11 protein-coding genes are annotated in these 13181 nt (G+C 47.4%); 1 reads left to right on the top strand and 10 read right to left on the bottom strand.

Features of this window, described 5'->3' with window-relative positions; translation table 11 throughout:
- Window positions 1-21: 21 nt before the first annotated feature.
- Window positions 22-1995 carry a methyl-accepting chemotaxis protein gene (locus KNP04_RS10360; protein WP_214875754.1) on the bottom strand — a complete coding sequence of 658 codons (1974 nt, stop codon included), beginning with the start codon at window positions 1993-1995 and terminating at the stop codon, window positions 22-24.
- Window positions 1996-2235: 240 nt separating this feature from the next.
- On the opposite strand from KNP04_RS10360, the gene KNP04_RS10355 reads away from it, so the two are divergent.
- Window positions 2236-2871: a peroxiredoxin-like family protein gene (locus KNP04_RS10355; RefSeq protein ID WP_214875752.1), complete on the top strand. Its 636-nt coding sequence runs from the start codon at window positions 2236-2238 to the stop codon at window positions 2869-2871.
- 59 nt (window positions 2872-2930) lie between these two features.
- Here the strand turns inward: KNP04_RS10355 and KNP04_RS10350 are convergent, their stop codons facing one another.
- From KNP04_RS10350 to adhE, 9 genes are all read right to left on the bottom strand, one after another.
- Entirely contained in the window at window positions 2931-3458 is a 528-nt protein-coding gene (locus tag KNP04_RS10350; RefSeq protein WP_214875832.1) for a GNAT family N-acetyltransferase, read from the bottom strand.
- Window positions 3459-3517: 59 nt separating this feature from the next.
- Entirely contained in the window at window positions 3518-4165 is a 648-nt protein-coding gene (locus KNP04_RS10345; protein WP_214875750.1) for an alpha/beta family hydrolase, read from the bottom strand.
- Between the two features lie 9 nt (window positions 4166-4174).
- Entirely contained in the window at window positions 4175-4915 is a 741-nt protein-coding gene (gene pyrH / locus KNP04_RS10340) for a UMP kinase (protein WP_214875748.1), read from the bottom strand.
- Between the two features lie 153 nt (window positions 4916-5068).
- Entirely contained in the window at window positions 5069-5590 is a 522-nt protein-coding gene (locus tag KNP04_RS10335; RefSeq protein ID WP_214692154.1) for a GNAT family N-acetyltransferase, read from the bottom strand.
- Between the two features lie 140 nt (window positions 5591-5730).
- Window positions 5731-7638: a PTS fructose transporter subunit IIABC gene (locus tag KNP04_RS10330; RefSeq protein WP_214875746.1), complete on the bottom strand. Its 1908-nt coding sequence runs from the start codon at window positions 7636-7638 to the stop codon at window positions 5731-5733.
- Complete coding sequence (pfkB, locus tag KNP04_RS10325) at window positions 7635-8564, bottom strand: 1-phosphofructokinase (protein WP_214875744.1); 930 nt, start codon at window positions 8562-8564, stop codon at window positions 7635-7637. Before pfkB ends, KNP04_RS10330 begins: the two co-directional genes overlap by 4 nt.
- Entirely contained in the window at window positions 8561-9304 is a 744-nt protein-coding gene (locus tag KNP04_RS10320) for a DeoR/GlpR family DNA-binding transcription regulator (RefSeq protein ID WP_214875742.1), read from the bottom strand. The genes pfkB and KNP04_RS10320 overlap by 4 nt, the downstream gene beginning before the upstream one ends.
- Window positions 9305-9439: 135 nt before the next feature.
- Window positions 9440-10354: an alpha/beta hydrolase gene (locus KNP04_RS10315; RefSeq protein ID WP_214761815.1), complete on the bottom strand. Its 915-nt coding sequence runs from the start codon at window positions 10352-10354 to the stop codon at window positions 9440-9442.
- A 141-nt stretch (window positions 10355-10495) separates the two neighbouring features.
- Window positions 10496-13087, bottom strand: a complete 2592-nt coding sequence (gene adhE, locus KNP04_RS10310; RefSeq protein ID WP_214875740.1) for a bifunctional acetaldehyde-CoA/alcohol dehydrogenase — start codon at window positions 13085-13087, stop codon at window positions 10496-10498.
- Window positions 13088-13181: the final 94 nt, after the last annotated feature.

Raw genomic sequence — 13181 nt, 5'->3', positions numbered from 1 at the left:
GTGCTCTGCTTCTTTTTCATTTTATAGTTTGAATCTTGAGACGAGGTCTTGTAATTCTTCCGCCATCGTCGCGAGTGCCCTCGCCGATTGTGACACTTCTTCAATCGATTTCAACTGGTCGTCTGTCGTCGCTGCGACTTGTTTGGAGACACTTGAGTTCTCGTCGGCGATGTCAGCAATTTGGGATGCGGTCGCAGCTACTTCTTGGACGTTTGCCGCAATCTCCTCGACTGTTGCCGTCACATCTTCGATTCGCGGTGTCATCGCGACCGTTCGCTCTTTGATTTTCTCAAATCGATCTGCCGTCATTTCTGAAGAAATGAGACCGGCTTTCGTATGAGTGGATACTTCTTGCATCAGGTGGACGGATTGCTCCGTCTCCTGTTTGATGCGGTCAATCAATGCCGCAATTTGTTTAGTCGACTGTTGGGATTGTTCCGCCAGCTTTCGAACCTCGCTCGCCACGACGGCGAACCCTTTCCCGTTTTCACCAGCACGTGCCGCTTCAATCGCTGCGTTCAAAGCGAGCAGGTTCGTCTGTTCAGCAATCCCATTGATGACCGAGACGATTTCTCCAATCTCACTTGAACGATGTGCCAACGATTGGATGACACTCTCAAACGTGACGACCGATGCATCGATTGCCTGCATCTGTTTAACGTTCTCTCGCACGGTCGTTGACCCATCTTCCGCTTCGTTTGACGTCTCACGTGATAGTTCAGACACGTCCATCGAGCTCTCTGAGATACGCATGATTCCGGATGTGATGGCCTGGAGTGACGTCGCGTTGTCATCAAGTTGACGTTTTGAACCATCGGCACTGACTGCCATCTGGTCGACCGCACGAGCAATCTGTTCAGACGAAGCGGTATTATGTGCGGAGTTTGCCATCAATTCCTGAGAAGATGCTGCTACTTGACTAATTGAATCGTCTAGACGAAGTAATACCATTCGCAGTGAGGCACTCATCTCATTGAAACTCTCTGAAACGCGACCAATCTCATCGTTCGATAAGACGGAGATCGGTTCAGTCAAATCGCCGGACTTGATCCGTTCTGCTCCCTCGGTTAATAAGCGTAGAGGGCGCAAGATCGACCGAAGAACGAAGTATAGAAGAATAGCAGCCACACCGAACATACCGATAATGACGAGCACGGTCGTCCAAAGGATGCCGACAGTCTCGTCTTGAATTTCACCATCGTATAGGGTCCCTGTGATTTTCCACCCTGTGAGCGGGTTCGTCACGAACGCTTTTTCGACACCCTCCCCATTCTCTTCAGCGGACAGGATTCCCTCATCTGTTGCAAAAACAGATTCCATCGATGACTCTTCTGATTTCTCTCCGACAGCAATCGATGGATGAATGACGACTTGTCTGGCCTCATCGAAGATGGCCACATATCCTTCTTCACCGATTTGAATATTCTTTGCGACTTCTGCAATATCATTCACGTCCACATCAACCGCAACGACCCCGCGACCATCTGCCGTCTTTTTAGAGACCGTGATCATCATTTTTTGAGAAGCGGCGTCTACGTATGGATTCGTGATGGCGACGTCTTGACCACTCGCTTCTGCCGCCTCATACCAAGGACGAGTCCGTGGATCGTACCCTTTCGGCAATTCTTGCTCAGGATAGATCGTCATCGTACCTTCCGCTGAGGCAAAATAAATATTTGTCACTTTAGGGTGTGTGTCTAAGTATTCCGTGAGCTTTTCTGCTAACGCTTGATTGTCTTCACCTTCTTCATAGATGGATGCATCAATCCGATTGGAGAAGAATGAAATGTCCGTCTGAATCGGAGCAATCAAATTCGTCACTTCATTATTCATCCGGTCTACCCCCGAATTGGCAGACTGGATCATTTGTGACTCGATTTTTTGTTTCGCCTGCGTATAAGCGACGACCCCGATCAATGTTGCTGGAATGAGTAGTAATAGAACTGATAAGACAATTAATTTTTGTTTGATGCTGATGGTACGTTTCTGTCTCATAAAACATCTCCTTACCCCGAATAGAATGTTCAAGAAGCATCGGTATGGGGTACCGAATCCTCCTTGGGTTACTTACAATATCGGTTACGAAAAATAGATTTTAATCATTGATTGAATTATTCGAAAATTATTTTTCGGAAACTGAAATGGAGTTTCACTTTATTCGTAACATAATGACAAATCATTATATTCGTAATCTGAAATGTATTCAGTTAACATATCGGAAAAGGGGGTAAAAATATGAACACATTATTGGAAGAAATCAAAGCGTATAAAGATCAATTCAAGCAAAAAGCACCAGCCGAAAAACAACGTTTGATGGCGCAGGCGACACAAGAATTGAAAGAATCAGGAGTGGCTACCGGTTTAGCAGTCGGGGATCAAGCTCCGCTGTTTGAATTGCCTCATGCGGATGGGACAGAAGTCGGTTTGAAAACACTTCTTGAAAAAGGACCTGTCATAGTCACGTTTTATCGCGGTGGATGGTGCCCATACTGTAACCTCGAACTCCGAGCGTATCAGCGAGAATTGGCACAAATTGAGGAAAAGGGTGCGACGCTCGTGGCAATCAGCCCGGAGACTCCGGATTACTCACTATCTACGAAAGAGAAGAATGAGCTCGATTTTTACGTGTTGAGCGATGTGGATAATCAAGTCGCACGCCAATTTGACCTTGTCTTTGATATGCCGGATTATTTGATTGAGATTTATGAGGCATCTGGTCTTCACGTCGATGCACATAACGGCAATGAGGACTGGCAACTTCCGAAGCCAGCGACGTTCATCATCCAACCGGATGGTACGATTTCATTCAGTGATGTGCCCGCTGACTATACAGAACGAGTAGACCCGAAAACGGTCGTTGAGAAACTATAAATGAAAAAGGAGGTGACGTGTGTCATCTCCTTTTCTGTAACCCATTCGATTAATCGTCTTCATTTATAAAATTCCTCATGTAGAATTCCATACACCATGCTATCGGTCCATTCATTCTTATTCCAATAGTCCTTCAAGAAATGAGCTTCTTTTCTCATTCCAATTCGCTCGCATAATTTTTGGGAAGCGACATTTCTTGCGTCAAGATTGGCTTGTATTCGATGTAAGTTGAACTCCTGGAACAATTTTTCAAGTAATCCTTTAACTGCTTCAGTCGCAAGCCCTTTTCCTGAATGTGAATCAGAAAAACAATACCCGATTTCTACCGTTTCTTTCATTCCCGTATACCAGACCGTCAGATCTCCAATCACTTCATCTTGATGTACGACCGCTAAATTTAACGTACCTGTCTCGGTAAGAGTAGAATTCGTTAGTTTTTTAGTAAACGCTTCATTCATATTCTCAGAAGTCCAAGGGTCATGCAAAAGATATCTACACACGTCTGCATTTTTATAGATGTTGAATGTGGCAGGCAGATCGCTATTCTTGAATGGTCTGATTTCTAGACGTTCAGTGGTAAATTCCAGATCGATTCCCCCTTGTAGATGGTGATGAATATCCTATGAACACTCACCACCTTACAACTTTATGGTGCAATGATAAATTGCTCAACGCGCTTGAGAAGTATTTCAAGTAAGCGTAGTGACCGATATGTATCTCCTGTGTACTCGAGACTATGATTCATCTCTTCGACAATCTCGAGTTCGGTCATGGCCAGATGTTCAAGATGCTTCATTCTCTCATCTACATAATGTTGGTCCGCCGTTCCCATGAGAACGAGCTGTTCACCTTTATGAGACAGGATTGCTTCGTATATGTCGTCTTGTTTCAACAACGGTGTCAACCAAACCAATTTGGCATCATGAAACACGTTTCGGGTAAGCTCACTTGCCATCGCCATCGTACCGAGCGATTTTCCGATGATTATGTATTCATTAACAGAATGGGATTGTAGCACTTGATCGATGACGAGACGAACGTCGTCAACAATCGCCTTAGATACATCGACTGAATCATACCGCTCATCCCGATAGTTGTAGTTGACTTCAAGAACGTTCAACCCATTTTCTAAACAAAGTGCTGTCGTATATCGAAACATCGGGGAATCATTCGTATATCCGTATCCGGGCAACAACATCACGAGCGTGTCAGATGACGAATCAGGCTTCATATACGAATACGAGATAGATATTCCGTTTGTCCCGACGACGTGACCATCTGTTACTTCATACATATCGTCCCCTCATTTCTGCAAAAGTTGCGTGTCATGGTGATGAATCATCGTTCCAATGATCTCTCCTTGGAGAATCCGATGAATGGCGTTCCGTTCCTTGAAGTCGAACAAGTGAATCGGCAAACCGTGGTCTCTAGCGAGGAGTAATGCCGATTGATCCATCACTTTCAAGTTATGAGCGATGACGTCGTTATAGTGTAGGGTTTCGTATTGACGCGCCTCCGAGTCCAACCGAGGGTCTCGGTCAAATACGCCGGAGACACCGTTCTTGGCCACAAACAAGGCGTCGCATCCCACTTCGATGGCACGCTGAACAGCCGGGTAATCTGAAGAGACGAACGGTTGACCGTTACCGCCTGCGAAAATGACGATATACCCTTTTTTCAAATGATTGACGGCCCGAAGCTGAATGTATGGCTCGGCTACACTTGGCATTGGAATCGACGTCATGACGCGTACTTCTCGACTGGCATCACGTTTCAAGATGCCACGCAGCATCAATGAGTTCATGACTGTCCCGAGGGTCCCGATGCTGTCAGCTTCCACTCGATTGATGCCCCACGCTTCTGCTTGATTCCCTCGGAAGAGATTTCCCCCGCCGACCATGACACACACTTCAACCCCGCTATTTGCGAGTGACAAGATCTCCTCTGCAATCAGGCTGAGGCTCATTTCATCAAAATTATCCGGTCCATCACCAGCTAGAGCGGCTCCACTTAACTTGATACAGATTTTTCGGTGTTCCATCATTCCCCAACCCTTCATTTGGAATTTTTTGTTCAATTCAGTATAGAAAAGTTATTGCGGATAGACAACGATTTGAAAGAATATATTTAGGATTTTGAATTATGTCCAATGTCCTAAAACAAAAAAAGACCGTAGAACATTCTACAGTCACTAAGCTTAGGCACCCATAATCGAATCATGACGGGTCGTTTCCCAACCATACGCCACTTCACGGAGTAACAATTCACCAAACTCCCGATCCTTTTGGTCGATGACCTGCCCTTGTTTCCGCTCATAAAATGTGCGGAATGGGTTCATCTCAAGCGCCCAAATCAAAAGTCCCGCCTCGCACATTGATTGGACGGCATGTTCAAGGAGAGCGGACCCGATTCCGTTCCCTTGATGATTTTCCAAAATATAAATGGCATACACTTCGTTCGTATGGTCTGGATACTCACCCGTACGCTCTTCTCCGTAAAGGACGAAGCCCACAATCTCATCATCCACGATCGCCACAAAGCCGGCGACTTCCTGCCGACGAAGCGCTGTGCGCAATCGTTCTGCCCATTCGATGGAACCGGACGAAACTTTCAATAAATACTCAGTCGGTACGATCCCCCGATAGGTAGTACGCCATCCGTTCACACGCACTCTCGCAATCCCATACACATCATCTGGTTTGGCGACTCGAATGTCCAATGTGACCCCCTCCTAACCCGAAGCTTTACAAATAGTTTACCACAAATCCCCAACTTGCAATCCGAGATTATGTGAATTTTCATCGTTCTTCTGCCATAAAAAAGAGCCGCCACCTCTACTGAGGCAACGACTCTCTCGGTTTATGCGACTTCTTTTGATTGCACTGGTGCAGATGTCGTCAACGGCTTCTTCAAGAATGAAAGGAGCAATGCACCGACGAGGGCACCTGTCAAGATGGCAACGGCATAGAGTCCCATGCTCATCGCGACATTTCCAGCACCTTCAAGAAGTGGGAAGACGAAGATTCCACCGTGTGGGGCCGGTAATTGAATCGTGAAGAATGCTGACAATCCGCCTGCGATTGCAGAACCGAGGATGGCAGATGGTAGGACGCGAATCGGGTCAGCAGCAGCGAACGGAATGGCCGCTTCGGTGATGAATGAAGCACCCATGATGTACGCAGTCTTACCAGCTTCACGCTCTTGTTTCGAGAATTTCTGACGAGCAAATACGGTTGATGCAAGTGCGACAAGGATTGGTGGTACCATTCCACCCGCCATGACGGCTGCCATGACTTCTTGGTTTCCTGCTGTGAGGGCTGCCGTACCGAACACGTATGCTGTCTTGTTGATCGGACCACCCATATCGACTGCCATCATACCACCGACGATGACACCGAGAAGGATCGCATTCGCGCCACTCATGCTGTTCAACGTATCCATCAACCATGTCATAAGTGCTGCGATCGGTTCATTAACGACAAGCAACATGATCATACCTGAGATAAACGATCCAAGTAACGGATACAAAAGAACTGGCTTGATCCCTTCAAGCGAAGCAGGCAATTTCGCGAGTGCCTTTTTCAAGAAGAGGACAACATAACCTGCCAAGAAACCGGCAATGAGGCCACCGAGGAATCCGGCGTTCCCTTGGTTTGCGAGTACCCCTGCGACGAGACCTGGTGCGAGACCTGGACGATCGGCAATCGACATCGCGATGAAACCTGCAAGAATCGGAACGAGGAAGCCGAATGCAGCTCCACCGATTGTCATCAACTGTGCTGCGAATTCATTGTAAGATGGATCATCCGGGTTAGCAGAGTTGATGCCCCAGAAGAAACTGATTGCGATCAAGAGACCACCTGCGACGACGAGTGGTAGCATCGCAGATACACCGCTCATCAAGTGCTTATAGACACCTGTACGTTGTTCTTTCGGTGCACCAGACGTTTTGGAAGCTTCATATACCGGCGCATCTTGATTGACGGCACGATTGATGAGTTCTTCCGGTTTCCGGATTCCTTGTGCGACCGGTACTTCGATGACACGTTTTCCGGCGAAACGCTCCATTTCTACGGCTTTGTCCGCTGCGACGATGATAGCTGTCGCACGATCGATGTCTGCCCGTGTAAGCTCGTTCTTCACTCCAGTAGAACCATTCGTTTCGACTTTAATATCGACACCCATCGCTTCCGCTTTTTGTTTCAAGCTGTCCGCCGCCATATACGTATGGGCGATTCCTGTCGGACAAGCCGTGACCGCTAAGATGAACGGTGCATCTTCATTCATCGGTTTGACGACTTCCGGCTTCTCTTCAGCCGCTTCCTTCTCCTCGATGGCACGGATGACATCGCTTTCAGAAGTTGCTGCATAGAGGCGCTCTTGGAATGCTGGGTCCATCAAATAGACCGATAATTTAGAGAGCGTTTCAAGGTGTTCGTTATTCGCGTTCTCCCCTGCCGCAATCATGAAGAAAAGGCGGCTTGGTTGACCGTCCAACGCTTCGTAATCGACTCCTTCTGAACGTCCGAAGGCGATTGCTGGTGTTTGGACAGCACTTGTTTTCGCGTGAGGGATGGCAATCCCTTCTCCGAGTCCAGTCGTGCTCTCGCTTTCACGTTTTAAGATGGCGTCACGATATCCGTCGCGGTCAGATAGTTTGCCGGCACGGTCGAGGACATCGACGAGTTCTTCGATGACCTCACGCTTAGAGCTAGCACGAAGATTCAATTGAATCGTATCGCGTTGAAGCAAGTCCGTGATTTTCATGTTGTTTCCTCCATTCGTTTGAGTGGTGTGAGTTGTACTTGATCAATCAATCGATCAATATCTTCTTTTGAACAAAGACCAAACGTATATGCGGACGCACTACCTGTTGTGACAGCGTAGCGGAACGCCTCCTGTTCGCCTTTTTCTTTGACGTTTGCGACAAATCCGGCAACGAGTGAATCTCCGGCACCGACTGAGTTGACGAGTTTACCGACCGGTGTGTTCGCCGTGACCGCGCCGTCCTTGTTGACGAGTAGTGCTCCATCCCCTGCAAACGAAATGATGACGTTTTTCGCGCCACGTTCGACGAGCTGCTCCGCATAAGGAAGCGCGTCCTCAAACGTCTCGATTTCTGTGTCGAACAATTCGCCTAACTCGTGATGGTTCGGTTTAATCATCAACGGTTCGAGCGAAAGGACTTCAAGCATGGCGTCTTTCGTCGTATCGACGACGAAGTCGGCACCTTTTTCGCGAATCGATTCAGCGATCGTCCGGTACAATGAGTCCGGTAAATTGCTTGGGATACTTCCTGCAAGAACGACGATGTCACCTTCATCGACTTGGTCGAACTTCGCTTTCAATTGTTCGAGTTCACCATCCGTGATGTTCGGTCCGCTCGCGTTCAATTCGGTCTCTTCTTTTGCACGAATCTTGACGTTGATTCGAGTATTTCCGTTCACTTCAACAAAATCCGTGTGCACACCATGGTCGACGAGCGACTTTTTGATGAAATCACCTGTCGTTCCACCGATAAAGCCAAGCGCTTTCGTTTCTTTTTCATATTCTCGAAGCACGATCGAAACGTTGATCCCTTTTCCACCTGCACGTTCGGTCGTTTCTTCGATTCGGTTCACTTCTCCTAAATTTACTTCTGGTAATGTCACATAGTAATCAATAGAAGGGTTGAGTGTTAACGTGTAAATCATTTCGCATTCACCACCTTTGTTATTGTTTGGATGGAACTCATTGATGCATCGCTTGATGTGATCAATTGCGCAGCGTCCAACGTGGCGACTCGGCTGAACGTTCGTTTCCCGATTTTCGATGCGTCCGCGAGCACGTATGACGTCTGTGCCAATTCAATCGCCGTCTTTTTGACAAGCGCTTCTTCTGGGTCCGGTGTCGTGTAGCCTGCGTCAAGGTCGATTCCGTTCATTCCGAGGAAAGCGAGGTCAACTCGATAATTCATCATGCTCTCGCGGGCATTGTATCCAACGAGCGCTTGAGTCGACCGTTTCAATTCTCCGCCGATCACAAACGTCTTAATATCAAGATCAAATAATTCATTCGCTATCGGTAGACTGTTTGTGACGACTACAATTTTCTTTCCTTCTAAAAACGGTACCATCGCCTGAGTCGTTGTCCCGGCATCTAAATAGATTGACATCCCATCTTCAATGAATGTTGCGGCCTTCCGTGCAATCGCAACTTTTTCATCGACGAAACGATCTCGTTTCTCTTCAAATGTCGGTTCTTCGTCAGGAGTCGCGATGAGTGTCGCTCCCCCGTGCACCCTTGCCAGATATCCTTCCGCTTCGAGGTCCGTCAAATCACGACGAATCGTCGACTCGGATGAATCCGTCAAATCAACCAACTCTTTCAATTTGACGACTTTCTGCTCAGATAAGCGTTGTAATATCAACTGATGTCGTTGTTTCGTTAACATCTTGTTCCCTCCATATGTCTAATATAAAGCGTTTTCATTATAAAAACAACTAAAATCATTCAAAAACATTCAGATACATTCAATTTGTCACAATTATAACATAAAAAACGGTCATATAATGACCGTTTTTTATGTTTATGACTGTTTTCTTAACCATTCCACCACTTCTTGGACGAGTTTTGGATGAATCGGTTCATCAATCGCCTCACGGTATTCTTTATGAAGCGTCAGAAGAGAATGCGGTGAATCTCGCTTCACGAGAAGGTGATTCATGTCATCGATGATCGAGGACGTAACCTCCCCTTTCGTCTGAATCATATGGACGTGCTCCGGTGGGACTTGTACGTCACGCCCTCCTGTAATCGCAAGGACCGGAACAGTGACATGTTCTAACCGCTCCCGTACGTCATACGAGGCATGTTCGCGAATCCATTTTGCGTTCACGACTTGTCCTCTATATTTAAAAGCGGAGACGTTCGTGCGTAAAGATCGCTCGAGCAAGTCATCCTGCCGCTGTCTTACCTTTTTCGCCACCCCTGTCACCCGGTAAAACATGCCTTTTAATCCTTTGACACGTTCGACGTCCTTTGCTAAGGCGTCTGCCTGATATAAAAACATCTGTTTCGATGACTCATGGAACCCTGACAATAAAATGAGTCCATCGGATTTCGTCTCCAATTGTACAGCTGGCGCAAGAACTGCCCCTTCACTATGACCGAGTATATAGAGATGGTTGACATCTGCGAGTTGTCGAATCGTCCGCACGACTAGAATCGCATCGTTAATCAAATCATGTAACCCGACCTTATTGAAGTCACCATCCGACTTCCCGATTCCTTGTTTGTCATACCGAAAGACGTTATAGCCATGATCGTATAGCGCCTCAGCTAATTTTCCGTACGTATTAAAGCCGACGCCACCCATATTCCCGTCACGGTCACTTGGTCCGCTTCCACTCAACATGACAATGGTCGCCCGAGGCTCCTCATGCGAAAGAAAAGTTCCTGCAATCGTTCCATATGCTGTCGTAATCGTCATCTCTTGTTTCATCGTATCGCCTCCACTTCTATCATACCCGAAACGAACGACCAAAAAAATATGTCGTCGCCTGTACCGTTTCTTAACTAACCTTTTATCTACTCAAAAAAGGTGCCCGCTCTCTCGAACGGGCACCTTGATTGATTTGATTTCTTATACGCCTTCGTATGCTGCGTACATGATTTCTTTCAACTCTTCAACGAGCGGCATTTTCGGGTTTGCCGTCGTACATTGGTCTTCGAATGCGTCGACTGCCATTTTGTCAATCTTCGCATCGAGTTCTGCTTTCTTGATGCCTTGTGCTTTGAACGAGAGTTTGATGTTCAAACGTTGACCGAGCTCGATGATCGCTTGGACGAGTGACTCGACACCTTCGGCTGTCGTACTTGCCGGGAGGCCGAGGTAACGTGCGATTTCTGCGTAACGCTCGTCTGCGATGAATGACTCATATTTCGGGAACGCCGCAAGTTTTGATGGGCGTGTCGCGTTGTAACGGATGACGTGTGGCATAAGGATTGCGTTCGTACGACCGTGTGGTACGTGGAACTCTCCACCGATTTTGTGAGCGATCGAGTGGTTGATTCCAAGGAACGCGTTCGCGAACGCCATACCAGCCATCGTTGAAGCGTTGTGCACTTTCTGACGTGCTTCCGCATCGCTACCGTTTTCATACGCTTTTGGTAGGTAGTCGAAAATCATCTTGATGGCGCGGAGGCAAAGACCGTCCGTGTAATCATTCGCCATGACTGAAACGTATGCTTCGATCGCGTGCGTCATGACGTCCATTCCTGTGTCAGCCGTAATTGATGCTGGCACGGTCATGACGAACTCAGGGTCGACGATGGCAACGTCTGGTGTGATCGCATAGTCGGCAATCGGATATTTTACGTTACGTTTTTTGTCTGTGATGACGGTGAACGGTGTCACTTCAGAACCTGTACCAGAAGTTGTCGGGATGGCGATAAACATTGATTTGTTACCGAGCGTCGGGAACTTGTACGTCCGTTTGCGAATATCCATGAATTTCTGACGAAGGTTTGAGAACTTCTCTTCTGGACGTTCGTAGAAGAGCCACATTCCTTTCGCAGCATCCATCGGTGATCCACCACCGAGTGCGATAATCATGTCTGGTTGGAAGTGACGCATCGCTTCGGCACCGTTCATGACCGTTTCGACAGATGGGTCTGGTTCGACTTGGTCAAAGATGCGATACTCGACGCCTGCAGGCAAGTTTTTGATGACTTTGTCAGCAAATCCGAGTTTGACCATCATTTCATCCGTGACGATCATCGCCCGTTTTTTCGTTGTGAGCGATTGAAGGTATTGCACCGAGTTTTTCTCGAAGTAGATTTTTTCAGGTACTTTGAACCATTGCATATTCACGCGACGTCTCGCCACCTTTTTCACGTTGAGTAGATGTTTCGCCGTCACGTTTTCTGAGACGGAGTTTTTACCGTATGACCCACAACCGAGCGTGAGGGATGGTGTCATTTCGTTATAAAGGTCACCGATTCCACCGTGTGCTGAAGGTGAGTTGACGATGATACGGCAAGCTTTCATGCGAAGACCGAAGTCAAGGATGGCATCGTCATCTGTTGAGTGGATGACCGCTGTGTGACCGAGACCACCGATTTCGAGCATTTTTTCAGCGATCGCAAATCCTTCTTCACGTGACTGTACTTTATAAGCGCCGAGAACCGGGCTCAACTTTTCATGAGAAAGAAGTTCAGTTGCGCCGACCGTTTCGAGTTCAGCGATCAAGATTTTCGTATCAGCCGGTACTTTGAGACCTGCTTTTTCAGCGATCCACGCTGCTGGCTTCCCGACGATTTCTGGGTTGACCGCACATGTGTCCGTGCGAATGACAAGTGTTTCGAGTTTCGCTTTTTCTTCAGGTGAACAGAAGTAGCAACCGAGTGCCGTCATTTCTGCCTTCACTTCTTCGTAAACTTCTTGGTCGACGATGATTGCTTGTTCAGACGCACAAATCATACCGTTATCGAACGTTTTTGAGAGGATGACGTCTGAGATGGCACGTTTCACTTTCGCAGTCTTATCGATGTAAGCCGGTACGTTACCAGGTCCGACACCGAGTGCTGGTTTACCAGTCGAGTAAGCCGATTTGACCATCGCTGCCCCACCAGTCGCAAGAACCATCGCCACACCTGGGTGATTCATGAGTGCTTTTGTTGCATCGAGTGACGGAACTTCAACCCATTGAATCAAGTTTTCAGGAGCACCTGCCGCTACCGCTGCGTCACGAAGGACACGTGCAGCTTCACTTGAACATTGTTGAGCGGATGGGTGGAACGCGAAGATGATTGGGTTACGTGTCTTGATGGCGATGATCGCTTTGAACATCGTTGTCGATGTTGGGTTTGTGACCGGTGTGACCCCAGCGACGACACCGACTGGTTCTGCGATGTATGTGATTCCGTTTTGAACGTCGTCTTCAAGAACGCCAACTGTTTTTTCTCCACGGAGTGAGTTGTAAATATATTCTGTCGCGAAGATATTTTTGATCATCTTGTCTTCAAAGACACCGCGACCTGTTTCTGTATGTGCTAGTTTCGCAAGTGCGACGTGTTGCTCAAGACCAGCGAGCGCCATCGCTTGTACGATTTCATCGATTTTCTCTTGGTCGAACGTCATCAACGTATCGAGTGCGGCATGTGCACCCGCTACGAGCGCATCCACCATTTGTTCTGCCGTAGTTTCCACTTTTGCTTTCTCTTTGACTGCCATGTTAGGTTCCTCCTCATAATTGAGAGCTTTTAATGAACATATTGACTTGATGGAAGACACAATGTGATGACTGCTTTCAAGAGATTGTGCTTTC

Source organism: Exiguobacterium sp. CH10 (assembly GCF_018617635.1).
GTDB lineage: Bacteria > Bacillota > Bacilli > Exiguobacteriales > Exiguobacteriaceae > Exiguobacterium > Exiguobacterium aestuarii_A.
The sequence above is the reverse complement of the archived record's forward strand: the minus strand, read 5'-3'. Positions and strand labels throughout refer to the sequence as shown.